This window comes from [Zimmermannella] bifida NBRC 103089, from assembly GCF_001570925.1.
GTDB lineage: Bacteria > Actinomycetota > Actinomycetes > Actinomycetales > Microbacteriaceae > Gulosibacter > Gulosibacter bifidus.
Genome location: NZ_BCSP01000004.1, coordinates 72,670 through 94,995, shown reverse-complemented (window position 1 = coordinate 94,995; position 22,326 = coordinate 72,670). Strand labels below are relative to the sequence as shown.

At 61.3% G+C, this 22,326-nt stretch carries 24 protein-coding genes; 16 read left to right on the top strand and 8 right to left on the bottom strand.

The window, feature by feature from the left end:
* Positions 1-2,502, bottom strand: coding sequence for a DUF6049 family protein (locus ZBI01S_RS05015; protein ID WP_159421404.1), 2,502 nt, complete (start codon positions 2,500-2,502; stop codon positions 1-3).
* Between the two features lie 72 nt (positions 2,503-2,574).
* Here ZBI01S_RS05015 and ZBI01S_RS05010 point away from each other — a divergent pair, with 72 nt between their 5' ends.
* The 4 genes from ZBI01S_RS05010 to ZBI01S_RS04995 all read left to right on the top strand — a co-directional run bounded on the left by ZBI01S_RS05010 (position 2,575) and on the right by ZBI01S_RS04995 (position 7,520).
* Complete coding sequence (locus ZBI01S_RS05010; RefSeq protein ID WP_066057292.1) at positions 2,575-4,140, top strand: CCA tRNA nucleotidyltransferase; 1,566 nt, start codon at positions 2,575-2,577, stop codon at positions 4,138-4,140.
* A complete protein-coding gene (locus tag ZBI01S_RS05005; RefSeq protein ID WP_083524519.1) occupies positions 4,127-5,092 on the top strand; it encodes a carbohydrate ABC transporter permease in 966 nt (321 codons plus the stop codon). The genes ZBI01S_RS05010 and ZBI01S_RS05005 overlap by 14 nt, the downstream gene beginning before the upstream one ends.
* Before the next feature lie 12 nt (positions 5,093-5,104).
* Positions 5,105-5,968, top strand: coding sequence for a carbohydrate ABC transporter permease (locus tag ZBI01S_RS05000; RefSeq protein ID WP_083524518.1), 864 nt, complete (start codon positions 5,105-5,107; stop codon positions 5,966-5,968).
* A gap of 232 nt (positions 5,969-6,200) precedes the next feature.
* Positions 6,201-7,520, top strand: coding sequence for an ABC transporter substrate-binding protein (locus ZBI01S_RS04995; protein ID WP_159421403.1), 1,320 nt, complete (start codon positions 6,201-6,203; stop codon positions 7,518-7,520).
* Between the two features lie 93 nt (positions 7,521-7,613).
* Here ZBI01S_RS04995 and ZBI01S_RS09705 read toward each other — a convergent pair whose 3' ends face one another.
* Complete coding sequence (locus tag ZBI01S_RS09705) at positions 7,614-8,420, bottom strand: hypothetical protein (RefSeq protein ID WP_066057286.1); 807 nt, start codon at positions 8,418-8,420, stop codon at positions 7,614-7,616.
* Positions 8,421-8,752: 332 nt separating this feature from the next.
* Between ZBI01S_RS09705 and rpsF the strand changes: the two genes are divergently transcribed.
* Genes rpsF through rplI form a run of 4 tightly spaced genes read left to right on the top strand, consistent with a single transcriptional unit; the run spans position 8,753 to position 10,452 of the window.
* Positions 8,753-9,079 carry a 30S ribosomal protein S6 gene (rpsF, locus tag ZBI01S_RS04985; protein WP_066057283.1) on the top strand — a complete coding sequence of 109 codons (327 nt, stop codon included), beginning with the start codon at positions 8,753-8,755 and terminating at the stop codon, positions 9,077-9,079.
* 31 nt (positions 9,080-9,110) lie between these two features.
* Complete coding sequence (locus tag ZBI01S_RS04980) at positions 9,111-9,674, top strand: single-stranded DNA-binding protein (protein ID WP_066057280.1); 564 nt, start codon at positions 9,111-9,113, stop codon at positions 9,672-9,674.
* A gap of 53 nt (positions 9,675-9,727) precedes the next feature.
* Complete coding sequence (gene rpsR / locus ZBI01S_RS04975; RefSeq protein WP_066057276.1) at positions 9,728-9,985, top strand: 30S ribosomal protein S18; 258 nt, start codon at positions 9,728-9,730, stop codon at positions 9,983-9,985.
* Positions 9,986-9,999: 14 nt separating this feature from the next.
* Positions 10,000-10,452: a 50S ribosomal protein L9 gene (rplI, locus tag ZBI01S_RS04970; RefSeq protein WP_066057273.1), complete on the top strand. Its 453-nt coding sequence runs from the start codon at positions 10,000-10,002 to the stop codon at positions 10,450-10,452.
* Here rplI and ZBI01S_RS09825 read toward each other — a convergent pair.
* Complete coding sequence (locus ZBI01S_RS09825) at positions 10,449-10,673, bottom strand: hypothetical protein (protein ID WP_159421402.1); 225 nt, start codon at positions 10,671-10,673, stop codon at positions 10,449-10,451. The two genes, rplI and ZBI01S_RS09825, sit on opposite strands and share 4 nt — an antisense overlap.
* Positions 10,674-11,018: 345 nt before the next feature.
* Here ZBI01S_RS09825 and dnaB point away from each other — a divergent pair, with 345 nt between their 5' ends.
* From dnaB to ZBI01S_RS04940, 6 genes are all read left to right on the top strand, one after another.
* Positions 11,019-12,443, top strand: a complete 1,425-nt coding sequence (gene dnaB, locus ZBI01S_RS04965) for a replicative DNA helicase (RefSeq protein ID WP_066057271.1) — start codon at positions 11,019-11,021, stop codon at positions 12,441-12,443.
* Positions 12,444-12,548: 105 nt separating this feature from the next.
* Positions 12,549-13,271, top strand: coding sequence for a hypothetical protein (locus ZBI01S_RS04960; RefSeq protein ID WP_159421401.1), 723 nt, complete (start codon positions 12,549-12,551; stop codon positions 13,269-13,271).
* A gap of 110 nt (positions 13,272-13,381) precedes the next feature.
* A complete protein-coding gene (locus ZBI01S_RS04955) occupies positions 13,382-14,536 on the top strand; it encodes a hypothetical protein (RefSeq protein WP_066057265.1) in 1,155 nt (384 codons plus the stop codon).
* Between the two features lie 190 nt (positions 14,537-14,726).
* The gene (locus ZBI01S_RS04950; protein ID WP_066057262.1) at positions 14,727-15,779 is read left to right on the top strand and encodes a hypothetical protein; all 1,053 of its coding nucleotides are present in this window, start codon (positions 14,727-14,729) and stop codon (positions 15,777-15,779) included.
* A gap of 134 nt (positions 15,780-15,913) precedes the next feature.
* On the top strand, positions 15,914-16,588 hold the full coding sequence (locus ZBI01S_RS04945) for an HdeD family acid-resistance protein (RefSeq protein ID WP_159421400.1): 675 nt from the start codon (positions 15,914-15,916) through the stop codon (positions 16,586-16,588).
* Complete coding sequence (locus tag ZBI01S_RS04940) at positions 16,585-16,926, top strand: hypothetical protein (RefSeq protein ID WP_066057256.1); 342 nt, start codon at positions 16,585-16,587, stop codon at positions 16,924-16,926. Before ZBI01S_RS04945 ends, ZBI01S_RS04940 begins: the two co-directional genes overlap by 4 nt.
* Positions 16,927-17,034: 108 nt before the next feature.
* On the opposite strand, the gene purB is transcribed toward ZBI01S_RS04940, so the two are convergent.
* Entirely contained in the window at positions 17,035-18,417 is a 1,383-nt protein-coding gene (gene purB / locus ZBI01S_RS04935; protein ID WP_066057252.1) for an adenylosuccinate lyase, read from the bottom strand.
* Between the two features lie 79 nt (positions 18,418-18,496).
* Complete coding sequence (locus ZBI01S_RS04930; RefSeq protein ID WP_245610538.1) at positions 18,497-19,039, bottom strand: low molecular weight protein-tyrosine-phosphatase; 543 nt, start codon at positions 19,037-19,039, stop codon at positions 18,497-18,499.
* A gap of 113 nt (positions 19,040-19,152) precedes the next feature.
* On the opposite strand from ZBI01S_RS04930, the gene ZBI01S_RS04925 reads away from it, so the two are divergent.
* Positions 19,153-19,557 (top strand): hypothetical protein, encoded by a 405-nt coding sequence (locus ZBI01S_RS04925; RefSeq protein WP_159421399.1) that lies wholly within the window; start codon positions 19,153-19,155, stop codon positions 19,555-19,557.
* Entirely contained in the window at positions 19,557-20,951 is a 1,395-nt protein-coding gene (locus ZBI01S_RS04920; RefSeq protein WP_066057243.1) for a hypothetical protein, read from the top strand. The genes ZBI01S_RS04925 and ZBI01S_RS04920 overlap by 1 nt, the downstream gene beginning before the upstream one ends.
* Before the next feature lie 15 nt (positions 20,952-20,966).
* Here the strand turns inward: ZBI01S_RS04920 and ZBI01S_RS04915 are convergent, their stop codons facing one another.
* From ZBI01S_RS04915 to ZBI01S_RS04905, 3 genes are all read right to left on the bottom strand, one after another.
* Positions 20,967-21,389, bottom strand: coding sequence for a phage holin family protein (locus tag ZBI01S_RS04915; protein ID WP_066057240.1), 423 nt, complete (start codon positions 21,387-21,389; stop codon positions 20,967-20,969).
* Between the two features lie 163 nt (positions 21,390-21,552).
* Positions 21,553-21,990 (bottom strand): type II toxin-antitoxin system VapC family toxin, encoded by a 438-nt coding sequence (locus ZBI01S_RS04910; RefSeq protein ID WP_066057236.1) that lies wholly within the window; start codon positions 21,988-21,990, stop codon positions 21,553-21,555.
* Entirely contained in the window at positions 21,987-22,220 is a 234-nt protein-coding gene (locus ZBI01S_RS04905; RefSeq protein WP_066057234.1) for a FitA-like ribbon-helix-helix domain-containing protein, read from the bottom strand. The genes ZBI01S_RS04910 and ZBI01S_RS04905 overlap by 4 nt, the downstream gene beginning before the upstream one ends.
* Positions 22,221-22,326: the final 106 nt, after the last annotated feature.

Genomic DNA, 22,326 nt, shown 5'->3' with positions numbered 1-22,326 from the left:
TTATGGACGTTCCTCAATCGTGTCGTTGGTCGTGGTCGATTCGACGACAGCTCCGTCGGTGGATGCGTCGCTATCGGTTTCGGTATTGGTTTCGGATGCTTCGAGGGTGTCTGACTCGGCGGCCTCGGCAGCAACCGTCTCGTTCGCGGCTGCCCGACGCGCCAACCCGCGCCGCCGCATCCGCACGAACCCGGCAACGAGTAGCAGCCCGACCACACTGAGCATGACGACCATGATGATGGTCTCGAAATTGGTGTTCACATTGACCGGGAACGCCGCGTTCGACGGCAGCTGCACGCCATCGGGCGTCCACAGCGTGGCTTCGAGCGTGGTGGAACCGTTGGCAATCGCTTCGACCGGCACCTGGGCACGCGTGACCGAGTTCGGTGCCACCGAAATCGTCACCGGCTTGTCGACGTTCAAATGGCCGGTGGTGGCGCGCAACCGAACTTCGACGGTGACCCGGCGATCGGTGTTGTTAGCAATAAAGAGCGGAATTGCAGATTCGTGGCCGATGAGCTGAATCTCACTGCCCTGCTCCACCCGCACCTTGCGCCAGGCTCCGGTCGCAAACGCCTCGAAGTGCTCGAGTGTTGCCTTGTGGGTTGTTGTCGACATGCGCTGGGCCGACATAGCGAGCACAAACTCGGCGTGCAATTGCTGTTCGGCATGTTCTGGCACGTCGTAGAGGCCGGTGAGCGATTCACCGCGAGTCTGGAGTTCCTCGAGCTTCGCGACATCGCTGAGCTGGTAGTCGGGCACTTCGCCCGGCGCGAAGGCAACCTCGGGAAGGCTGGCGGTTTCGGCATTGGATGCGTTGGGTAAGCCGGCGAGCGCAACGGCCGGAAGTGCGTCTAGGTCGTCGAGCAGTGCACCAACGAGCTTTGGGTCCGCCACCATGGTGCGCGGCAGCGTCACCACGTTGATGGGTCCGGTGACCGCAGCATGCTGCGAACCCTGGTCGGCGGCGCCCGTGCCTGAGAATCCGGGTGCCGAGACCGACGTTGCCGCAATCAGATCGCTGCGCACCGAGTTTCGAGCCGCATCCGAGTCTGCCGAAAGATACGCGCCGAGTAGCGCCTGCACCTGGCTATCGGTCACGACCGCCTGCGTGGAACCGATGCGCTGCATCGACCCCGTGCCCGCGGTGACATCGGCGCCGTCGACCACTTGGCTGCCATCGACGAGCAGGACCGCGCCCTTGCCATCGCTTGCCCACATGGCGAACGACTGCGCGTTTTTGATCGTGCCGGCGACCGGCCAGACTAGATCTGGGTTCGAGTAGTCAAACCCCTGCAGCTCTGCGGTCGAAGGCGGAGTGTTCGGATCGTTCGGTTCGCCCTGGGGTGTGGGTGCTGCCGGTTTGGATGCACCGGGCGCGGGGGATGCATGTCCATCACCGGTTGCCGCCGGCGTAATTGCGTACGCATTCACGTTGGCGAAGGTGTTGCCATCGGTGGCAAAGCGAAATGACTCGGGGCGAACGGGTGCGTCTAATCCTGCCTGCTGCTGCAGGGTGAGGTGTGCATCCCCAAATTCGAGCGGGAAAGAGGGGTTATCGAGCTGTTGCAAACGCATCAGCCAGGTCAGCGCGCTCGCGGGAGCAGTGTCGCCAAGGGCACGGATCGATACCAGCAAGCGCGGGTCAATCGCGAGCGTGGCGGAGGTGCCTTCGACGGCGTCGAGCAATAGGTCAAGTTCGCCGCCATCTGTCGTGAGCACCGCCAGGGTGTCGGCATCGACCAGGGTGTCGTTGCTGTTCGGCGCCAGCACCGGCACCACAACGTTGAGCCGGTATGGCGCGCTCAGATCGGCGCCATCGGCGATCTCGCCACCGCTTACGACTCCGTGCCCCTCGGCAACGGCATGATTGTTTGACACCAACTGCGCGCGCAGGCTGTGGATGCTGCTGGTATCGACACCGAGTTCGGTGAGATCGGCTTGCTCGATCTTGAACGAAACTTCGCGACGCTCATCGGCCTTGAGTGAGTCGACCTTGATCTCGGCGAGTGCGGCAGTTTCAGAAATAGTGGACCCGACCGCAACCGGTGACTTGCGGTCACCGAGCCAGGAGCGCGCCTGGGAACGCGAGGTGATCGCATCCACGTTCAATTCGAGGCGGATGACGGCCTTGTCGATGGCGTTCGTGCTGCGGTTGCGCAGCACGATGGTGCCGGTCAGTGGCTTGGAGCCGTCGGTGGTGGGCGCATCGGGAGAAATCTCGACGGTGACTTCGCCGTCGATGCCGTCGCCAAGGTTGAAACTGGGCGCTACGCGGTTTGTGGCAGCAGCAAACTCGCCCGTGTTCGCCCCCAGCGCATTCGCTGATTTCACATCGTGTTGCGCGGATGCGTGTAGTGGGTTTGCGGCAGCAGTTGCGTTGGCAACTGGGAACGGTGAAGCACCCGCGGCGGTGCAGACACACACCAGCGCGGCGGCCGCAGCCTGCACCAGGCGAAGCAAGGGTCGCCGGGATGCACGCACTTGCTTCGCATCGGACATAACCGTCAGTTTACGAGTGCCCTGAAATCATCTGGGCACCCCTCGCCGGGGAGCGACTCGTAAACTGGAACGGTGCAACACGTGCAGACCGCTCTTGATCGCCTCAAACAACTCGCTGAAACCGGGCCGGTGGCGACACTTTCTGCTGCGTTTTCGCAGGCCGGTGCCGAGTTGGCGCTGGTGGGTGGACCGGTACGTGATGCATTCTTGGGTCGACCCATTCACGACCTGGACTTTGCCACGAACGTCGAGCCGGACCGCATCCTGCAAATCGTGAAACCGATTTCGGATGCGCACTGGGACATCGGCCGCGAGTTTGGCACGATCGGGGCGAAGATTCAGGGCGAAACGGTCGAAATCACGACTTATCGCGCCGATAGCTATGACGGCCACTCGCGCAAGCCCGTGGTTGCGTTCGGCGACAACATCGAGGGCGACCTGCTGCGCCGCGACTTCACCGTTAACGCCATGGCGCTGTCGCTGCCGGAACTGCAATTGGTTGACCCGACCGGCGGCTTCGACGACCTGATGGAAGGCGTGCTGCGCACCCCGATCGCACCAGAAGTTTCGTTCGGCGACGACCCGCTGCGCATGCTGCGCGGGCTGCGGTTCTCGTCGCAGCTCGGGTTTTATCTCGACGCGGATGCGTTTGCAGCCGTTAACGACATGCGTCAGCGCATCCTCGATATTTCGGCTGAACGCGTGCGTGACGAGCTCATCAAGCTGATGTGCACCGACAAGCCGCGCGTCGGTCTCGAACTGCTGGTTGAAACCGGACTCGCGGAGCTGGTGCTGCCGGAGCTTCCCGCGCTGCAGCTCGAACACGACAGCGCGCACCACCACAAGGACGTTTACGAGCACTCGTTGAAGGTGCTCGAGAACGCCATCGAACTTGAAACGGCCGCGTACGAGCAGGCCGTTGCCGACGCCAGTGCTGCAACGGCGAACGACACGACGGCGAGCGACGCAGAGTCTGAGCCGGATGTCGAATCACCTGCGCTGCCGCCGCATCCCGACCTGGTGCTGCGCCTGGGCGCACTGCTGCACGACATCGGCAAGCCCAAGACGCGCGCCTTCGGACCAAACGGTGTGGTGACCTTCCACGGGCACGACTGGGTCGGCGCAAAACTCACCCGCAAGCGCCTCACCGCGCTGCGCTTTGACAACGACTCGATCAAGCAGATTTCGCGCCTGGTTGAGCTGCACATGCGCCTCTACAACTACGAGGGTGCCGGTTGGACCGACTCGGCGGTGCGCCGCTTTGCGCGCGATGCCGGCCCGCAGCTGCAGCAATTGCTGCTACTCATTCGCGCCGACATCACCACGCGCAACAAGCGCAAGTCGGATCGCTTGCAATTCGCCATTGACTCGCTCGAACAGCGGTTGAACGAGCTGCGCGAACAAGAGGCGATGGATGCGATTCGTCCCGATCTCGACGGCAGTGACATTATGCGCATCCTCGGTATCGGTCCCTCGCGCGAAGTGGGCGAAGCTCGAAACTTCTTGCTGGAACTGCGTCTCGACGAAGGCCCGCTCGGTGCCGACGTTGCCGAAGCCCGACTGCTCGAATGGTGGCAGGCGCGCGGTGAACAGGGCGGCGACAACAGCAAGACTTCGCGAACGGATGCGCGTGACTAGCCTCGCGCGCGACGCAGCGACGACCTCCACCGCATCCGAAAACCGGACGCGGCCGGAGGGCACACCGAGCGCGCGCAATACGCCCAAGCGTGCCCGCCGCCGGGAGACGCTCACGGCTTACGCGCTGGTAGCACCCGCACTCATCGGTGTCGTGGCATTCATGGTCGTGCCGATTCTGGTGCTTTGCTACCTCTCATTTGCGAAGTGGGACATTCTGCTGCCGATGAAGTTCATCGGCACGGCGAACTGGGAATGGGCGCTCACCTCGCCGACGATGTGGCACAGCCTTGGCGTCACGCTGCTGTTCGTGGCGATCGTGGTGCCATTGCAGGTCGGTGTGGGTCTGTGGCTCGCGACGCTGCTCACTCGAGCGCTGCCCGGCTCGACGGTTTTCCGCACGCTGCTGGTCTTGCCGTGGGTGAGCGCACCGGTGGTACTCGGCATCGTCTGGAACTGGATTTTCGACTACGGTGGCGTGCTCGACAGCGTGCTCGGCCAACACCTCGGCCTGCTGAGTAACGAGGCATTCGCGCTGCCGACCGTGGCGTTTGTGCAGGCCTGGACCCAGATTGGCTACGTCTCGCTGTTCTTTATGGCCGGGCTCTCAAGCATTCCGAATGAAGTGGTCGAAGCCGCCCGCATCGACGGGGCAACCGACCGGCAGATTTTCTGGCAAGTGAAGTTCCCGCTGCTGCGGCCAACGCTGTTCTTTGTGTCGGTCACCGGTGTCATTGCCTCGTTCCAGGCGTTCGATCTGGTCTATACGCTTTCGCCCAATGGCGGCCCCGGCGGCAGCACCGACCTCATCGCCGCGCGCATTTACCAGCAGGCAATTGGGCAGGCGAATATCGGCCAAGCAGCGACTCTTGCACTGACGCTATTCGTGCTGCTGGTCGCAGTCACCGTCATCCAAAACCTCGTGTTCAGCCGACGCATGAACTACGACCGATAGGCGGTGAACTCAATGTCTACAACGCAATCCGCAGCCACCGTGGGTGGGCCGTCGAAGGCCGCCCGCCGCTGGCAGATGGTCGGTACGTACACGGCACTCACGATCGTGACGCTGATCACGCTCGCCCCGTTCATCCTGGCGCTGCTCACCGCGTTTACCTCGAAGGCGCAGTTCAGCGCGCAGGGGCTTTCGGTGCCGATGCCACCGACGCTCGATAACTTCATTGCGCTCGGTGACCGTCGCGTCGACTTCGCTGAGGCCGCATGGGTAACGCTCGCCGCCGTGCTGGTGATTACGGTCGGGCAGCTGCTGTTTTCGGTGATGGCGGCATTTGCGTTTGCGCGGATGCGGTTCCCCGGTCGTGATCTGCTGTTCTGGCTGTTCCTGGCCACGCTCATGGTGCCGCAGGTGGTGACGGTACTGCCGCTGTACTTCATGATGAGCGAGGTCAACCAGGTGGGTACGTTTACCGGCCTGGTGCTGCCGTTCATTCTTGGTTCGCCGTATGCGGTGTTCTTGTTGCGCGAGCAGTTCCGGCAGATCCCACAGGAACTGCTCGATGCGATGAGGATGGACGGGGCTGGGACCCTGCGCATCCTCTTTGGGCTCGTGGTTCCGTTATCGCGGCCGACTCTGGTAACGCTCATGCTCATCACCGTGGTGACGCACTGGAACAACTTCATGTGGCCGCTGATCATTGGTCGCAACCGCCTGTTCGTGATTACGACGGCGACGCAATCGCTGCAGGAGCAGTACGCAAACAACACCACGCTGATCATGGCTGCCTCGCTCTTGGCGATGCTGCCGCTGATCGTGCTGTTCGTGATCTTCCAGAAGCAGATCGTGCGTTCGATTCGCATTTCGAGCTTCCGCTAGCTGCCGGATGCGGTGCCCTGGCCGGTTCGAGTCTGCCGCGCACGGGGCTGTTCGCTGTTAGCGCGCAACCGCGTCCTGGTGCGTCACAGCACGTCATGCGCCGTCATATTTTTGGTTGATATCGCAACTATCAAGCATTTTGCGGCGCATCCTGCAAAAATTATCCCAAAGTTAATGCGCCATCATGTATCACCCGGCCCGGGTTGAACACGTGCGCGTGGGACGGAGCAACATGAACCTTCGACGGATTATCACGGGTGCCGTGGCCGCGCTGGCTGCAGTTTCACTCGTTGGCTGCGCACCTGGGGCCGAAGGCGATGCCTCGGGCAAGGTCACGCTGCGCCTGTGGGACGAGAACGCGGCCAAGGCGTATGAGTCTTCGATCGCCGAGTTTGAAAAGCAGAACCCTGGCATCGATGTTGAGATCAACGTCGTTCCTTGGGACTCGTACTTCACTTCGCTGCGCAATGAGGTCGGCAGCGGCCAGGGCGACGATGTCTTCTGGCTCAACGGCGCCAATGTCACCGACTACGTGCAGAGCGACAGCCTCATCAACATCAGCGAGACCTTCGACAAGGACACCATCAGCAAGTGGGACCAGTCGGTCGTCGACCAGTACACCCAGGACGGTTCGCTCTGGGGTGTGCCGCAGATTAACGACGGTGGTTCGGCCTACTACGTGAACGAAGACCTGCTCAAGGAAGCCGGTGTTACCGCAGACGAGCTTTCGAAGGCCACCTGGAGCCCGAAGGAGTCCGAGGACACGCTGCTGCCGATTCTGCAGAAGTTGACCATCGACAAGAACGGCAACAACGCTGCATCGCCAGAGTTCGACGCCGCAAACGTCAAGACCTACGCGATTAACGCATCCAGCGAACTGCAGAACATTCAGCTGAACTTCATCGCTTCGAACGGCGGCACCTACCAGGATGAAACCGGCAAGCTGACGTTCACGAACGAAAAGACGGTTGAGGCGTACCAGTACATCGTTGACCTGATCAACAAGTACCACGTTGCACCACCGGCTGAAGCCACCAACGACAATGGTGACTACACCCGCGATGAGTTCCTCAAGGGCAACATCGCCGTGTTCCAGTCGGGTACCTACAACCTCGCTAATGTCAACGAGGGCGCGCAGTTCAAGTGGTCGGTGACCGAAATGGCTGCCGGTCCGGAAGGCAAGGTCACCGTTGCACCGGGTCTGATTGCTGCGGGTAACAAGAACTCGGACAACCCCGAGGCCACCAAGAAGCTGCTCGAGTGGCTCGGTTCGGCCGAAGGCGTCTCGTACCTCGGTGAGGCCGGCGCAGCAGCTCCAGCCAGCGAAGAAGGACGCAAGGCGTACGACGAGTACTGGAAGTCCCAGGATGTTGACACGTCGGCGTTCTACAGCGTGATTGAGGGTACCGAACCGGCGCCACCGGTCATTGGTACCAACTACGCAGCGCAGATGGAGGCGTTCACGCCGGCGCTGAACGAGGTATTCCTGGGTAAGACGCCCGTCAAGGAAGGTCTCGAGAAGGCGCAGCAGGCAGCTGACAGCGTTGGCTAGTCTGCAGATTCTCTGATCAACACCGCCCCGTTTGCTTCGGCAACGGGGCGGTGTTGTGTTTGCCTGTATCGACGGTCGTTAGTGATAACGAGATTAGAAGCTTGGCGAACCAGTCGGCTCGGGCAGCTTGGTTGAGGGTGCGTTCTCGTCGGGCACGTTTGCTGGCGACGTTGGGTCGTTGTCGAGCGTCGCCCTCGGTTCGTTGGCCGGGGGAGTGGCGTCCGTTTCGTAGGGCGAGTGCGTCGACGTTGGTTCGGTTGTCCTAGTGGGCGCGTCCCAGTCCACGTTGTCGGTGACTTCGAAAATGAACCAGCCGATTCCGAAGATCAACAAGACAACCGGCAATACGAAACCGAGGAACATCGCAACTACACCGCTAATAATCGCGACAATCGCCCAAGCTCGCTTGCCGCGATACTGCGACATGATGCAACCGGCGATGCCGAGACCTGCGGCAACCAGCCCAGCAAGAATGCCGAAGATGCCGATAACCGGGAAGAACGCGAGCACGATGCCGATGAACGCGATGATGGAGCCGACGATGCCGGGGACGTTGGTTTTACCGGGGGTAGCCGGTGGTGCGCCGAACGGCGGCTGACCCGGATTCGGCACGGCACCGTACGCGCCCGGGCCGTACTGGGGGCCACCGTACTGAGGTGCACCGTACTGCGGCTGTCCGTACTGTGGCCCACCCTGTGGGTACCCGGAGTTGCCATAGCGCGGTGCCCCGCCAGGCTGGCTTGAAGCACCGTATTGTGGCATCACCGCGCCAGGCTGCTCGCTGGCACCCAATTGTGGTGCGGCACCTGCCCAGCCGGTCGGTTGCGTGCCGGCACTGTTTTCGGTGGATGCGGGCTGCTGGTCGTCCTTGTTCGTACCGTCGGAGTAGGGCGAGCTCATCTGATCCTTCAATCGTGGGCCTGGTCGCGCATCCTGAACCGAATACGCAGGCGATGTTCGGGCAACATTCGTGTTGTTCCGACACTATGGGATTGCCGTAAATCGAACATCATCCGGAGGGTGCGAGATTCGGTTATGCGTTCGGCCAGAAAAATGGGTGGCGGGATGCGTGTGGCTGGCATAAGCTAAACAGGTTGTGTTGGCTCTACCTGAATTAGCACAGCAGTGGTGGCAAACAATTGCCGTCACGATGCAACAACCCTCCTGCTACAGACCGTCTGTAGCCGTTTGAGACCAAAGGAGGTGGGTTACACGTGCATCAGTATGAACTCATGGTGATCATTGATCCCGAGGTGGATGAGCGCACCGTCGCACCAAGCCTCGACAAGTTCCTCGCCGTTATCACCAAGGATGGCGGAACTATTGAGAACACCGACATCTGGGGCAAGCGCAAGCTCGCTTACGAGATCAACAAGAAGTCTGAAGGCATCTACGCCGTTGTGAACTTCACTGCGACCCCGGCAACCGCGCAGGAACTCGACCGTCAGCTTCGTCTGTCGGAAGCAATCATGCGTACCAAGGTGCTGCGTGCCGACGAGGCATCGTTCCGCATCGGTGCAGCCAAGTCGGACGACGAAGCTGCCGCAGAGTCGAAGTAAGACCGAAACACCGTCGAAATAGGAGCGCAAATTGGCCGGCGACACGATCATCACCGTGGTGGGTAACCTCACCGCAGATCCAGAACTGCGCTACACCCCTAACGGGTTGGCAGTTGCAAACTTCACGATTGCATCCACCCCACGCGTTTACGACCGTCAGTCGAACGAGTGGAAGGATGGCGAAGCCCTGTTCCTGCGTGCGTCCGTTTGGCGTGAATACGCAGAGCACGTTGCCTCCAGCCTCACGAAGGGCCAGCGCGTCATCGCGCAGGGCAAGCTCAAGCAGCGCTCCTACGAAACTCGCGAGGGCGAAAAGCGCACCTCGGTTGAGCTCGACATCGACGAGATCGGTCCCGCACTCCGTTACGCCACCGCGCAGGTCACCCGTTCGACGGGTGGCGGCAACTTCGGTGGCGGTCAGGGCCGCAATAACGAGGTTCAGGGACAGGCTGCACCGCAGTCGCGCCCCCAGGCCGACGAACCGTGGGGCAGCTCCGCAGGTCGTCAGCCACAGTCGAACTTCGGTGGCGGCGCAGGCGGCTGGGCAGCGCCCGGCGCCGGAGCTGGCGGATACGACGACGAGCCGCCGTTCTAAACAGCGGCCCTCTCAGATCATTAACTCTTTAGTTCAGAAGGAAAGACATCAGCATGGCTGGTAAGTCGAGCGGCGATCGCCGCAAGTCACACCGGGGTAAGGCAAAGCCTGCCGCACCGGTAAAGCACATCAAGGTAGGCGTTATTGACTACAAGGACGTCAACACGCTTCGTAAGTTCGTTTCGGAACGCGGCAAGATCCGCGCCCGCCGCATCACCGGTGTTTCGGTACAGGAGCAGCGTCTCATCGCTCGCGCTGTAAAGAACGCCCGTGAAATGGCACTGCTTCCGTACGCCGGCTCGGGACGCTAGGGAGGTCGACACACATGGCAAAGATCATCCTTACTCAGGAAGTAGCTGGACTCGGTTCGGCCGGTGACGTTGTTGAGGTCCGCAACGGCTTCGCACGTAACTACCTCGTACCTCAGGGCTACGCAGTGAACTGGACCCGCGGTGGCGAATCGCAGGTTGCGCAGATCAAGCAGGCTCGCGAGGCTCGCGAACTCAAGTCCGTCGAAGAGGCACAGACGCTCAAGCAGCAGCTTGAAGGCGCGCTCGTTAAGATTGCCGTCAAGTCGGGTGCTGAAGGCCGCCTGTTCGGTTCGGTTCGCACCGCCGACGTCGCTGAGGCTGTTGAAGCTCAGGGCCTTGGCAAAATCGACAAGCGCAAGGTTGTCTTCCCCGAGCAGATCAAGACGATCGGTACCCACGAGGCAACCGTTCGCCTGCACGAGGACGTAACTGCAACCCTGAAGCTGCAGGTCATCGCAAAGCGCTAACGCGTGAGCTTGTTGCCTTCGCGGCAGCGAGCATCGCCACGGCGATAACTGTAGGTATCGGCATCGACCCGTTTGGGTTGGTGCCGATACTTCATTTCCCGGATGCGGTGGGTCGCGAACACCGCTTGAATTTCCGGCAAACTTGTCGTCGCTTCCGGTGAAAACCGGCCTTGACGCGATCGGTTCTCCACAGGTGAGTGTTTGCTGAGTGCAACCTTCAACCTGGACTTTACACAGATCCTGTGCACAGCCATATGGGTACATAAAGGCCTGATCAGGGCAATGTAATGTTTTGATAACGGTCGCTTATCCACAGTTTTCCCCAGGAGATTCCACAAGCATTCCGCGTGTCGTCCACGAACTTCCCACAAGTTATCCACAGGGTATGTTCTGGGTGGCGTTATTGTAGGGCAGCCCACGAGTGTGCATCCTCGAATCGATGTCGGGGAGCCGACTAAGCTCGGACTCGATCGAACGATTACGGCCGATGCTGATCGACCGCGGTTCGACCGTTGCGGCCGAGGGAACCGGCTCGCATCCCACTACTTGCAAGAAAGACACGGCACATGGCAATTCCGCAGCACAACAATGACTCGCGCGGTCAGCGCGACTCAGGCGGTGGCCCCGGCCGTGAAGCTCGCGACCAGCAAGATGGACCACGCATTCCCCCGCATGACCTTCCGGCCGAGCAGTCGGCGCTCGGAGGCATGCTGCTGTCTAAGGATGCGGTCGCTGATGTTGTCGAGTCGGTACACGGTTCCGACTTCTATATCCCCAAGCACGAGATCATTTTTGATGCGCTGCAGACGCTGTATGCCGCGGGTGAACCCACCGACGTCATTGCGGTAACCGACCAGCTCACCAAGACCGGCGACCTGCAGCGTGCCGGTGGTGCCGAATATCTGCACAACCTCGCCAGCGTCGTGCCAACCGCGGCGAACGCGGGCTACTACGCATCCATCGTCGCTGAACGCGCGGTGCTGCGCCGCCTCGTCGAGGCCGGTACCCGCATCGTGCAGATGGGGTACAACGCCGAAGGTGAAGTCGTTGACCTCGTCAACAATGCCCAGGCCGAAATCTATGCCGTTACCGGTGGTGTCCAGGCCGAAGACTTCGTGCCGCTGAGTGAAGCGCTCATGGAAGCGCAGAACGAGATCGACGCGGCGCAGAACCGTGACGGCGAACTCACCGGTGTGCCAACCGGATTCCGCGACTTCGACAAGCTCACCAACGGGCTGCACGCCGGTCAGCTCATCATCATCGCGGCGCGACCGGGTTTGGGTAAGTCGACGCTCGCACTTGACTTGTGCCGGCACGCATCCGTTCACGCCAAAATGCCGTCGATCTTCTTCTCGCTCGAAATGAGCCGCGCCGAAATCGCAATGCGTCTACTTTCGGCTGAGTCCCGAGTGCGCCTGCAGCACATGCGTACCGGCAATGTGGCTGATGACGATTGGCCCAAGATTGCGCGCACGCAGGGTGAGATTGCCGACGCGCCGCTATTCATCGATGACTCGCCCAATATGACGCTCGTGGAAATCCGCGCGAAGTGTCGTCGCCTTAAGCAGAAGCACGGCCTGCGCCTGGTGGTTATTGACTACCTGCAGCTGATGACCTCGGGTAAGCGCGTGGAATCTCGCCAGCAAGAGGTTTCGGAATTCTCGCGTGCCCTCAAGCTGCTCGCAAAAGAACTCGAAGTGCCGGTTATTGCGCTTTCGCAGCTCAACCGAAACTCCGAGCAGCGTGCCGACAAGAAACCTGCGGTGAGCGACCTCCGCGAGTCGGGTTCGCTCGAGCAGGATGCCGACATGGTGATTCTGCTGCACCGCGAGGGTGCCTACGAAAAAGATCACCCGCGTGCATCCGAAGCCGACTTTATTGTCGCTAAGCACCGTAATGGCCCCACCGACACCATCACGGTGCTATTCCAAGGCCATATCTCTCGCTTCGTCGACTACGCGCCGGGTACGGCACCGTCGCCCTCGATGTAGCAAGCCGTCACCGTCCATGTAACCAGGGCGGTGGATGCACCCGCTCGCGAGAATCCCAGGCTCGCGAACGATGGCGGTCGCGCCTCGGTTCGCTACGCTGACAGAGTGCGCAATCAAAGCAACGCGGCCAACGACCCCGGCCAGTCCACCGAAACACCGGACAGCTCGAGGGTCGATGTTGCGCGCGATGCTGCTGCGTCGAAGCCACGCGCATCGCGCCGCCGTAACTGGTACCGAGGCAAGGTCGGTGCGGGCATGGCGATTGGTGTGGGTGCCGCGATCTTCGCCATTGGTGTCTGGATTGCCTTTGGGCTCGGGTTCTCGCGCGCCCGGCCAGAATTCCCGCTGAACCGCGCGATCGGCCTCGACTCGATTCCACAAATCACGTACCAGACCGGTGATACCGGCTGGTTCCGGCTCGAAGGTGAAGGGTGGGACCCAAACTTCGAGCAATACGGCAACGTTGCCGAGGACAGTGAGGCCCGCTGCATCCTACATTGGCGAACTGGGCACCTCGGAGGCGGGCAAATCGGTACCCGAATTGGGGCTACCGACTTTGAGGCCTCGCGATTCTTGCTGCGCTCGCTCTCGCTGAATCCCAACGAAGCGACCACACTCAATCTCACAGCAACAAATAACACACGATTTGAGTTGCTTTTCGGTATTCGCAATGACGACCAGATTTCTACCGGTCATGCGGTCCGGGCATTCTCGGCCTCAAACCACATGATTGTGTTCACGATCATGTGCGACCGTCAGGGAGCAGTTACGCCGGCGCTCATGAATGATGCGTTGCTCGGTGTCCAACTTGAAATTAGTCCAGTCTGATTTTCAGTCACTGGACTGGGGCAACAATCACTCGCTTGTGGGATTACGTGCAGCCCCATAGCTTGATATAAACGAAAACAGCAACCGCACAACACGACGTAAGGAACAGAATGTCGAATCAGTTCCCCCCAGCCGGCTATGGCCAGGGCGAGGGCTACCAGCAGCCGGGCCAGCCTAGTGAGGGTGGCTACGGTGCGTCGCAGGACTCCAGTGGTTACCAGTCCTCGACCGGTGACTACCAGGGTTACCAGGCCCAATCGAACTACTCGGGTTACGGCAGCGACCAGAACCCCGGTCAGCAGAGCGACTACTCGGGTTACGGCAGCTACGGCCAGCAGGACCAGTCGGCCCCGTCGTATGATCAGGCCGGTCAGGACGCTTCGCAGGGCTACGACCAGCAGCAGACCTACGGTCAGGATGCAGCTCCGAGCTACGGTCAGCAGAGCTACGGCCAGGACGCCGCTCAAGGGTACGGCCAGGACGCATCGCAGGGCTACGGTCAGGATGCAAACAGCGGTTACGGTGCCTACGGCCAGCAGCCTGCTTACGGTCAGGACGCCTACGGCCAGCCCGCAGGTGCGGCAGCCGGCTATGGCGGTTATGGCCAGCAAGGCTACGGTGCCCCGCAGGGCGAAGCCCCTAAGAAGAAGGGTCCAGCAGGATGGGTATGGGCAGTAGTTGCCGTACTCGGTCTCGCGCTGGTTGGTGGCCTCGTCTGGGGTGGCATTATGCTCTTCGGTGGCGGCGGCATGGGCGGCCCGAACTACTCGATCGAATCGAAGGATACCGTTGACGATGTCTCGGTTGAGTACACCGGGCCTTGGAAAGAAAGCAGCTTCTCATCGTCGTCCAGCAAGGTCTACGAATCCGGTGACGGTAGCTGCATGTACGGCATGGAGTACTCCAGCAATCTGAAGGCCGACATCGACCCGAACGATGTTCGCGGCAGCATGAAGTCGTCGATCGACGATGCAATGGCGGAGTCGGTGGGTACCTCCGGTATGGATCTGCAGGTCAACGAACTCGACTCGATGAAGCTCAAGGACACTGAGGGCCTCGAGGTTGAATTCCTCGTATACGAGGTAAAGGTCGACAGCGGCTACGGTTCGTCGGGTAGCGCATACGTTGCGATCCACCCGTTCTCGGACTCGGGTGAGTCCCTTGCTGGCATGGTCATGTGCCAGGACGGTGGCAGTAATGGCGAGTCGTACCTCAGGGAACAGATGGAGGCGACTGAGTTCACGCTAACGCCAACCAAGGAGTAGGTTCTCGGCGAGCGAGTTCATCGCACACAATTGGTGGGTACTGCGGATGCGGTACCCACCGCTCGTTTTCCGCGCCCATTCTGAAGGCGGCACGCGCATACATCCGCAGGTGGTTATGTCGTGATGCGTAACCGTGGAAAATAGCCCTGACAACCGCAAGCATTTTGCTTGCTCATGGAAGGGACCCCTCATGGTCGAGAATTCCTCGAAGAATCGCGATGGTGACGAGTCTGAGCTGAACCGCCAGGCAGTTTTTGGCGCCGGTGACTCCTACATCGGCGGCGCGCACGCATTCGGTGGCGATGACTATTACAGCGACTACGACGGCGAACCGTCGCAGCACGATCACCAGTCCTCGCAAGCCTTCCACGACCAGCAGGGATACCAGCAGCAGGGTCCAAGCCGGCAGGATGCAGGCCAGCAGCAGTACGGGCAGCACGGCCCGGCGTACGGTGCCCCGCAGCAGTTCCATCCCGCCCAGCAGCAGTCGCCGTACCCGCCACAGCGGGGGCCGCACCCAACGCAAGCGAACAATCACGCGTTTGCACCGCATCCACCGCAACCACCAACGTCAGGTTCGGGCACGGATGCGAGCCGCAAGAAGAAGGCGCCCTGGCTGATTCCCGTGGTCGCAGTTGCGGCCCTCGCACTCGTAGGCGGGCTGGTTTGGGGTGGCATCGCGCTTTTTAGCAAGGGCGGATCCGACGAAGCTGATGGCCGCGACGGCGGCGGCGAGACAACGGCAGAGCCGACGACGCCGCCACCGGGAACGGCGACGTACCCGCTCGAAACCGACGAAGACATTACGTCGGCATCAGTGAGCTATACCGGGTCATGGGAATACGACGCAACCAAAGACATCTACCTGCAGCCAGAAGGGCAGTGCGCGTACCAAGCGAGCCACGCACCCGACCCGACGCTTGTGGGTGTCCGCCACAGTAACGAAGACCTGATCAAGCTCATTGAAGAGCAGGCTTCAGCGACTTCGAACACCGAGATCACCGGCAGCTTTGTCGAGCCGTACACGCTCGGCACGACGTCCGACGACACCGTGCAGTTTGCGCTCATGAACTTCACCAGCAGCGCCCCAGCGGGCACCTATGGCGAGGTCTATGCCGCAGTTCACGTGTACGGCGAGAGCGGGGAAACGACCATGATGATGCTTGCCTGTGTTCGCGGCAAGGGTGAGCTGCAGATGCTCAAGGATCGGATGCAGGAGACCTCGCTCACGATCACGAAGTAGACGGTCACACACGCGCGATTCGCAAGTGCGGGCATCCTGAACACTTGCGTCGGTCGAGTCGCACGGGAATCCGCGTAGACTTGGGGAGTTAGCCTCGGCAGGATTCTGCCTGGGCAGTGACTACTGGAGGAAATGTGTCGACCGTTCTAGGTGAGTCCCGTCGCCCCAACCCGACTCGCAACCTGCCCGAGTCCGTGTGGAAGTCCATGCTTTTCCGCGCGCTGCCGGTGCTCGTCGGCGCCTTCGTCATTACCTTTTCGCAGGACCACAACGCGCGATTTGGGTTTGCCGTTTTTGGTGCGGTCGTGCTCGCTTCGGGTGTCATCACCGGCTTTGAAGCCGTCGGCATCAAAGGGCACCCGCTGCGTCCGTTCGTATTCGCACGCGCCATCTTTAGCGCCATCGCTGGTGGCTTCGCCCTGTTCATGGCCACTGGTGGTCATGACTGGGCGACCGTTGGCGCGTTCATCCTTACGGTTGCAATCTGGGGTATCGCAACCGGTCTGCTGGAGCTGATCGGTTCGTTCTTGGTGCGCCGTCACTCGCTGTACGCCGGTGAGATCCTCGTTTCGGGTGCGCTCACCCTGCTACTCGGTCTGATCGTGGCGTTTGTTCCGCCAGAACTGAATGCGGGCTACGGTGGAATGGAGCAAGTTGAGGGTGCGCTCACCGCAGATGTGCAGGCCATCGGATTCGTTGGCGCCTATTTCGCGCTCTTGGGTGTGCTGCTTGTCATCGAAGGAATCAGCCTGCGCGCGGCCATGCGCCGCCGCGACGAAGCACTTGAAGGGGTAGGAATTTCTGCATGAGCGACGACAAGGAAGCCTTGCGCGCCCAGCGCCGCGCGCTGATGAAGCCATTTGAGGTGCTCGGCGTTGCCGGTGGCTCCGGTGCGTTCGTGTTCTTGATCGTGTTGCTCACGCTCAAGGACTTCAAACTCGGCCTGATTCTCGCCGGCATCACCATTGTTGTCGTGCTGCTGATTCTGGGTCTGCTGCTGCTGAGCTACAAGCCCAATCCTGATGTCCCGGTCTACCTCGACCGTGATCTGCACGATAGCGACGAGCCCGGCGCTCGCGGTGCGGCGCTTCGCCCCTATGACGGTGAAGTTGCGGTACCGGATGCAGAGAAGCTCGATAACAGCTAGTTACTGCGTGTAGGCGGTTGCGTTTTGGCCGCCACGTTGCTGCTGACACCCTGCCAAGAAGAATGGGCGCCCCCTCAAGTGAGGAGGCGCCCATTCTTGTTGTGGTGATTAGGACAGGCGGTCAACCAGCTGCGAGCTGCGGCCGATGTAGGTCTCCGGGGTGAGTGCACGCAAACGTGCCTTTGCCTCGTCGCCGATCTCAAGTGCATCCACGAATGCAATGAGCTCGTCGCGGCCCACGCGGTGACCGCGGGTGAGGTCTTTGAGCACCGCGTAGGGGTCTTCGATCGACGAGCGACCGGCGACCTTTTCGGCGCGAATCACGGTCTGGATCGCTTCGGCGAGGACTTCCCAGTTCTCGTTGAGTTCGGCTCCCAGGCGTTCTGGGTTGACGTCAAGTTCGCCGAGACCACGGCGAACGTTGTCGAGTGCCAGCACCGAGTGGCCGAAGCCAACGCCGATGTTGCGCTGCGACGACGAGTCGGTAAGGTCGCGCTGCATGCGCGAGGTGACCAGAGTTGCGGCGAGCGAGTCGAGCACGGCACACGAAAGCTCGAGGTTCGACTCGGCGTTCTCAAAGCGGATCGGGTTGATTTTGTGCGGCATCGTGGACGAACCGGTCGCGCCCGGCTGCGGGATCTGCTTGAAGATACCGCGCTGAATGTACATCCAGACGTCGGTGCAGAAGTTGTGCAGTACGCGGTTGAAGTGGCAGATGTCCGAGTACAGCTCTGCCTGCCAGTCGTGCGACTCGATCTGCGTCGTCAGCGGGTTCCACTCGAGGCCGAGTACCTGCATGAAGTCCGTTGCGAGCTGCTCCCAGTCGGTTTCGGGGCTGGCGGCCAGATGCGCGGCGAAGTTACCGGTGGCACCGGCCCACTTGCCGAGGTACGGCTGCTGTTCGATGCGGCGCAGGATGCGGTTCATGCGGTGGGCGACCACGGCAAGTTCCTTGCCGAGCGTCGTTGGCGTGGCGGGCTGGCCGTGCGTCAGCGAAAGCATCGGCTGGTCGCGGTACGTACCGGCGAGCTCGGTGATGGCGGCAACGACGGCCTTGGCTGCGGGCAGCCAGACCTCGTCAACGGCGGCGCGGATCGTGAGCGCGTACGAAGTGTTGTTGATGTCCTCAGAGGTGCAAGCGAAGTGCGTGAGCTCTTCGATGCCGGCGAGGTCGAGTTCGCGCAGGCGGGCACGCACGAAGTATTCGACAGCCTTCACGTCGTGGCGGGTACGCGCCTCGATTTCGGCAATCTCATCGATGGCGGCCTGGTCAAAGTTCGTGACCACCGCGCGCAGGGCTTCCTGCTGCTGGGTCGTCATCGGCGCTGCGCCGAACATCTTGTGTTCGCACAGGAAGATCAACCATTCGATCTCGACCTGGACGCGGGCGCGGTTGAGTCCGGCCTCGCTGAGGTGGTCGCCGATCGACGAAACCACGCGGTAGTAGCGGTTGTCGAGGGGGCTGATTAGCTGCGGTGGCAGCGAGCTCATGGCTTCTCCGTTCGGTGCGGTGTTGCAGGTAGTGGCGGTGTGGGCGGATGCGAATTGCGGCCGTGCGGTCGGCGCCGGGCTACGGTTTGGTCGCGGTCGTGGCGTCGATCTCGCTGGCGGCCCGCAGTGCGGGAGTCAGCTGTTTGAGCAATTGCAAACAGGCCGCTTCGATCTGGTCGCGGACCGTGTCAAAGAGCGCGTCATCTCCATAGTAGGGATCCGTGACGTCTTGGCGATCGCTACTGGCAGGATCGAACGAGAGCAGCGGTCGCAGCAAATTGCGTTCCGCATCCGTCTCGGCCCAAGAACGCAGAATGCGCAATTGGCCGCGGTCGAAGGTGCACACCAGGTCAAAATCCGAGAACCACTCGGGATCGAATTGCTTGGCCCGGTGCTCGTCAGCGGAATAGCCGGCGCGCTTGAGTGCGGCGAGCGTGCGCGGATCGGCCTGTTCGCCGACGTGCCATTCGCCGGTGCCGGCTGACGTAAACGAGATGAGCTTATGCAGGCCCAGGCCTTTCGCAAGCTTGCGACTGATTGCTTCGGCCATCGGTGACCGACAAATATTGCCGGTGCACACAAAACAGACGCGAAACATCGAGTCTTCTTGCGAATTTCCCATGGGCATATTCTGCCGCACTTCGGTATTGCGTGGGTGGCCGAGTTGACAGGCAGCAGTGCAGCCGGATTGTCGAGCTCGAGCTGTGGAAAACGAGTTATGCACAGCTGACCGCCATGAGTGCCAAGATGCTCCCCAACTTCGACACAATCTCGGCACCGGCTCCCGCTGCTGAGAGGACGAAGATGCAACCCGCCACCCAATTCATCAATCTTTCCCTGCCCGATTTTGGTGCCATGCTCGACGAGACCCTGATTCGTCAGGTTCGGGATGAAGCTGAGCGGTTGGCTGCGCTGCTGCGCGAATGTGCCGCCGTCGTCGAAGAAGCACTCTTGCCCGCTGTTGACCAGGCCGAGATTTCCGAGTGGCAATCGCTGGCGCGGCTGAGTTATGACCTGACCCGATCGACCCTGCGCGGCATGATCGAGGCTGCCTGTTGCGGGATGCACGCCATTGCGGGGCAACTCGACCTCACGGTTCCGATGCTCAACGGTCAGATCACGGTTGCGGAGGCGTTCTAATGCACGGACAGATTCGAGTCGAGACGGCCCACTTCGATACCGCGAGCGAACACCTTCGTGCGATTGCGACGCAGCTCGAAACGGTGCACGCACGAATTTCGTGCGAGAACTGGTATCCCTCGGGTGCCGAGCACACGCCCGTGGCGTTCATGTTTGATGCGATTTCCCTGCAAGCCGATGTGCTGACGTTGGGGTTGCCCGGGATGGCGGGCCTTGCCGGCATGGTTTCCGATCACTTGATCCAGGCACAGCAGTGGTATGAGCTGGCCGATCAAACGGTCGTGCAACTGGTGGCATCGGTGTCGGACACGCTCATTGGTATTGCGGTGAATGGGCTGCGACAGCTCGCTACCGTCGCCATGGGATCGGCTGTGGCACTGCTGGGCTCGCCGGGTGGCCTCGCCGTAATCGCGGGCGTTGGCGTGACGTCGTGGGCGCTGACGGAAGCCGGCGTGCTGCCTAACCCGTTGGAGGGTCTCAGCACGCTCGTCGACAACGCGCACGTCTTGGCAACTCCCGACACGGTGATGTTGCTACGCGGTCTCGTGTCTGCCGGTGACGAGATCATGAACGGTCTCGGCCCAGTGCCGACACTCGGCGATGGTCAGGTACCGCGGGAGCACGCTGCCGCCATTGCCGGGTTTGCTGGTGTGGCCGTGGGGGCGGCGCCGATGGCGGTTAAGGCAGTGCCGCGTGACCAAACGGCCAAAGCGCCCGAATCTGTCGCCGACCTGGCCGCATCCATCCCCAGCACCGACGAAAACGGGCCGCACGCGACCATCACCGAGTACGTGCGTGCCGATGGCAGCACGGTCTACACCGTCTCGGTCGCGGGCACCTCCACCACCGAGTTTGGTGGGGAATCCGGCATGGACAACCTCTCGAACCTCGCCGCCTACGGCAACATGGATGCGCAATCGCTCGCGGCGTTGCGTGAGGCCATGCAGGATGCGGGTATTGAGCCAGGCGATGAGGTCGTGTTCTCGGGGTACTCGCAGGGCGCACTGCTGATTACGCAGCTTGCGGCCTCGGGGGAGTGGGATACCCGTGCGGTGGTCACCGCGGGGACGCCGATTCACGGCAATGAGATTGGCGGGCAGGTGCCGGTTGCGCAGCTCGAGCACGACGGCGACCTCATCACCGGTTTGCAGGGATGGGTGGCGCCGGCCGCGGGAGAGGTATCGGTGATTCGCCGCAATCCGTTCCCCGAGGGTGTGCCGGCCGAGGCTGGGGTGCTCGGGCCGCACGAACTGGCGGCGTACCAAGAAACGGCCGCACAGTACGACGCGCTTACCGACGAGAAATCAGTCGAACAGCGCAGCCAAATTCTCGCACCGGTGGCTGGCGCCACCGCCGTAGCAACCACCGACTACCGATTCACGCGTGAACAGTAGCGGAAGCCCCGGGTGTTAGTCGCGAGCAGATTCGCGGTTACTCGACTTGCGGTCCTTGCGGCTGCTATTGAACAGGCCGTTCAGGATGGACGAGAACAGACCCATCAGAATCGCGCCACCGATTGCCCACCAGAAGTTCTTGATGGATAGGCCGTAGCCAAGCAATTCGCTGACCCAGCTCACCAGCCAGAAGAGGAATCCGTTGACGATGAGCGCGAAGAGTCCGAGCGTCAGGCAGTACAGCGGCAGCGAGACGAACTTGACGACCTTGCCGATTACCGAGTTCACCAGTCCCCACACACCGCCGAGGAGCACCAGCGTGAGGACATACGCCAAGTCAGTGTTCTCGTAGGCCGTAACCGTCAAGCCGCCCGAAAGGATCATCGTTGTGAGCCAGAGCGCAACAGCATTGAAGACCAAAGAACCAATGAATCGCATTGCCCCATTGTCGCAATTGCCGCTGAGTGGCCCCCGTGCAACGGAGCTGGCCTGGGGGACGAAGCTCGATGCAGGAGCACCTCAACGCCAGACGTCTACCCGGAACTTGGCCGCGTTACGGCCAGGGGCGTTCGATGCAGCGAATGCTGGTACACGGTGTTCGTCAAGAAGCGGAGGGCGATGCGCCCACCCATGGGTCAATCAAGGTGATACCAGTGCTGCGGAAGTCCTTGGTGTTGCGTGTCGCACAAACTGCTCCTCGGGCGCGACAAATCGCCGCGATTTGCGCATCTCCGGTCGAGATCGGGAGGCCTATTGCTTGGCGCTCAGCCAGGATGTCGGCATAGTGCGGAGCCGCTAGGGCATCAAACGCAAGAATTGCTCCGGTATCGCGATACGGTCGCAAGGCGGTTTCTACCTGAGCCGAGAGCTCGGACTTTCGTTTGCCGTCCGGCAAGCGACGCAGCCCCGCTAAGAGTTCAGCCAGGGTGATTGCCGTGATAGCGACGTCATCAGTGATCGATTCCAGCCAGTTCACAACGTTGGCATCCGGGCGAGGCCTGAGCACCTCAGAAACGACATTCGTATCGAGAACGATCACGAGAAATCCACCGTGCGAGCACGATCAGAACGCTCCGGAATCGGCAGATCCTCAACTCCACCCACCGACTGCCCGGCACGCAGGAGCGCCAATCCAATGTTCGGCCGGGTCGCCGCCCGCGTCAGGATGTCACGGACTTCAGCTTCCATGGAGCGGCCATGCTCCTTTGCCTGAGCCGCCAAACGCGCCTTGACTGACTCATCAAGTCCGCGAACAACAATGGACGACATCACGGTCACCTCCCACAATGATTGCACTGATGCTATCACTTTGCCATTACGAACCGTCGCTGGGCGCGAGGCGGCGGGCAGTTCGGGGTGGATGCGTAGACTGGCG

Bases quoted from the DNA above. Each gene is read 5' to 3' on its own strand.
- ZBI01S_RS04995 (WP_159421403.1), top strand. From the start codon at position 6,201: ATGAACCTTCGACGGATTATCACGGGTGCCGTGGCCGCGCTGGCTGCA.
- ZBI01S_RS05005 (WP_083524519.1), top strand. From the start codon at position 4,127: ATGCGCGTGACTAGCCTCGCGCGCGACGCAGCGACGACCTCCACCGCA.
- ZBI01S_RS04930 (WP_245610538.1), bottom strand. From the start codon at position 19,039: ATGGGAAATTCGCAAGAAGACTCGATGTTTCGCGTCTGTTTTGTGTGC.
- rplI (WP_066057273.1), top strand. From the start codon at position 10,000: ATGGCAAAGATCATCCTTACTCAGGAAGTAGCTGGACTCGGTTCGGCC.
- ZBI01S_RS04950 (WP_066057262.1), top strand. From the start codon at position 14,727: ATGGTCGAGAATTCCTCGAAGAATCGCGATGGTGACGAGTCTGAGCTG.
- ZBI01S_RS04920 (WP_066057243.1), top strand. From the start codon at position 19,557: ATGCACGGACAGATTCGAGTCGAGACGGCCCACTTCGATACCGCGAGC.
- rpsF (WP_066057283.1), top strand. From the start codon at position 8,753: ATGGTGATCATTGATCCCGAGGTGGATGAGCGCACCGTCGCACCAAGC.
- ZBI01S_RS05000 (WP_083524518.1), top strand. From the start codon at position 5,105: ATGTCTACAACGCAATCCGCAGCCACCGTGGGTGGGCCGTCGAAGGCC.
- ZBI01S_RS04915 (WP_066057240.1), bottom strand. From the start codon at position 21,389: ATGCGATTCATTGGTTCTTTGGTCTTCAATGCTGTTGCGCTCTGGCTC.
- ZBI01S_RS04925 (WP_159421399.1), top strand. From the start codon at position 19,153: ATGAGTGCCAAGATGCTCCCCAACTTCGACACAATCTCGGCACCGGCT.
- ZBI01S_RS04955 (WP_066057265.1), top strand. From the start codon at position 13,382: ATGTCGAATCAGTTCCCCCCAGCCGGCTATGGCCAGGGCGAGGGCTAC.
- ZBI01S_RS05015 (WP_159421404.1), bottom strand. From the start codon at position 2,502: ATGTCCGATGCGAAGCAAGTGCGTGCATCCCGGCGACCCTTGCTTCGC.
- dnaB (WP_066057271.1), top strand. From the start codon at position 11,019: ATGGCAATTCCGCAGCACAACAATGACTCGCGCGGTCAGCGCGACTCA.
- rpsR (WP_066057276.1), top strand. From the start codon at position 9,728: ATGGCTGGTAAGTCGAGCGGCGATCGCCGCAAGTCACACCGGGGTAAG.
- ZBI01S_RS04905 (WP_066057234.1), bottom strand. From the start codon at position 22,220: ATGTCGTCCATTGTTGTTCGCGGACTTGATGAGTCAGTCAAGGCGCGT.
- ZBI01S_RS04940 (WP_066057256.1), top strand. From the start codon at position 16,585: ATGAGCGACGACAAGGAAGCCTTGCGCGCCCAGCGCCGCGCGCTGATG.
- purB (WP_066057252.1), bottom strand. From the start codon at position 18,417: ATGAGCTCGCTGCCACCGCAGCTAATCAGCCCCCTCGACAACCGCTAC.
- ZBI01S_RS09705 (WP_066057286.1), bottom strand. From the start codon at position 8,420: ATGAGCTCGCCCTACTCCGACGGTACGAACAAGGACGACCAGCAGCCC.